The organism is Caldibacillus sp. 210928-DFI.2.18, from assembly GCF_020554505.1.
GTDB lineage: Bacteria > Bacillota > Bacilli > Bacillales > Caldibacillaceae > Caldifermentibacillus > Caldifermentibacillus hisashii.
In genome coordinates this window covers 1-1,287 of the sequence record NZ_JAJCHL010000190.1, presented here as the reverse complement: position 1 = coordinate 1,287, position 1,287 = coordinate 1, and the positions used below count along the sequence as shown (strand labels likewise).

The 1,287-nt window shown below is 40.4% G+C and carries 1 protein-coding gene; it reads right to left on the bottom strand.

Translation table 11 applies throughout. The annotated features are described in order from the left end of the window. Positions 1 to 22 precede the first annotated feature (22 nt). Positions 23 to 1,287: transposase (locus LIZ98_RS17465; RefSeq protein WP_227140398.1), on the bottom strand; the 1,265-nt coding region annotated here is incomplete at its 5' end.

Below are 1,287 nucleotides of genomic sequence, written 5' to 3'. Positions count from 1 at the left end.
TATTCACATGTGGATAATTTTTTTATACAGCACAAACAAGACTCCTCATATTTTGTGCTTGTTTTTCTTTTATTCTGCCTAGCGCCATGGCTAACATCACACAAAGAGCTAATCCGCATCGTACGGTCATTTTCTTTATCCCTCGTATCGTGTGATTTTCAAAACCAAACACCTGATCAATGCGGCTATTTACTCGTTCAACTGCTGTTCTTTTGTTGTATTCTCTTTTCCATTTGTAGCTGGCACGGTCAATTGGCGTAAATATTCTCCGGTCTTCTGAAAGCGGAATTCGAACGCCATTTACCACCGGGCACTTTCCCATCCCCTCACAATTCATGCCATATTGTTTGGCGGGACAAAGTTTCCTTATGGTATTTCGATCTTTATCAAATCCACCACATGCCATTTCTCGTTCGATTCCTGTTGATGGACAATGACAAAATACATTCCCTTTATAATTATAGGTTACATTTTGTTTGTTATTTAACAAACGGGTACTTTCTCCATCTTTCCACATGTTCCGAATATCAATAACCGGTTTAATGGCATGCTGATCCCAACAGTTGATGATTAGCTTCGAATCATCATATCCTCGATCTCCCGTTAGTATTTCAGCTTTTTTCAGTATTTCAGGTTGGCGTTCTTCCATTTTTTCGAGTAGATGATGTGCTTCGTTTATATCCGGCACATTTGCTTTTGTTACCGAGAACATAATCGGTAACTCATAGCTGGCATCAACGATGAGATGAAGTTTATACCCAAACCATTTTACAATTTTCTCCCAACGTGTACCATCTTCCCTTGTTCCGCGATATACTTTTTTTCCATAATCTGCATCTAGGTCCCGACGACCATCCTCTTTTTCGTTTTTATTTTTCTTTGCTGCATAGGATTTAATGGCCTTACTATCTATAGCCAAGCGTTTCCCAAAATCCGGTACTATCTTTTTGAGCTCTCTGACTAAATCGTCAAACATCTCTTCTACCTCTGCTTGGTGCATCAACACTTTATGTAAAAATCGGCTGAATGCCCAAGGCGTAGGCACTTTTCCATTAAATCCGCAAAGGGAACGCAATTGCCCATTTCTGGCTAATTCTCTTAGGAGTTTTGCATCACGATCATGTTGGAACACAATCCCAGCCAATAAGGCATTCCACATGGCTCGAATCGGATAATCATCACGACCCTTCCCACGTTCTTTTTCAAGCACCCTCATGAGCTGTTCATCCGGCATGTACTCTATGACAAGACGAAGCCGTTCTAAATCTCCTAATTCTTCAATTTCTT